We start from the raw sequence: 501 nt of genomic DNA on the forward strand, positions 1-501 counted from the left end.
CCCTCGTCGAGGAAAACCGTGATGGCACCAACCGTGCGATCACGCGCGCGCATCGGGATGGCGTACGCGGTGCTCGGCGCGAGGTCGCGCAGCAGTTCGCGGGCGCGGCCGGACAGCTCCCTGCTGATCGACTCGGTCGCATTGTGGATGACGATCGGCTCGCCCGTGCGCATCGTGCGGAACAGGTACGCGTCCGGCAAGAGCGCGTCGATGCGCAGGGCCGCGTACGCGTTCAGGGTGTCGCGCATCGCGGGGTCGTTGTGCCAGTCGGCGATGCCGCGCAGCTGGCGGTGGTCCTCGGACATCGTCACCAGGCACCACGTGCCGAACGTCGGGACGAGGTGGGCCGCCAGCCGGCGGACCGCCTCCTCCGTCTCGAGCGTCGAGCTCAGGTCGTCACTGACCTGGGCGAGCAGGCCCAGCCGCCGCGAGGAGTCCTCCGCCGCGGAGCGTGCCGTGCGCACCTCGTCCTGCGCGCGACGACGCTCCGAGATGTCGTCG

General features: G+C 71.3%; 1 protein-coding gene. It reads right to left on the minus strand.

The window, feature by feature from the left end:
- On the minus strand, positions 1-501 hold a 501-nt coding region (locus tag ACXJKA_RS19885), incomplete at both ends, for a GAF domain-containing protein (RefSeq protein ID WP_456826924.1).

The sequence above is a fragment of the Cellulomonas sp. P5_E12 genome (assembly GCF_054049315.1).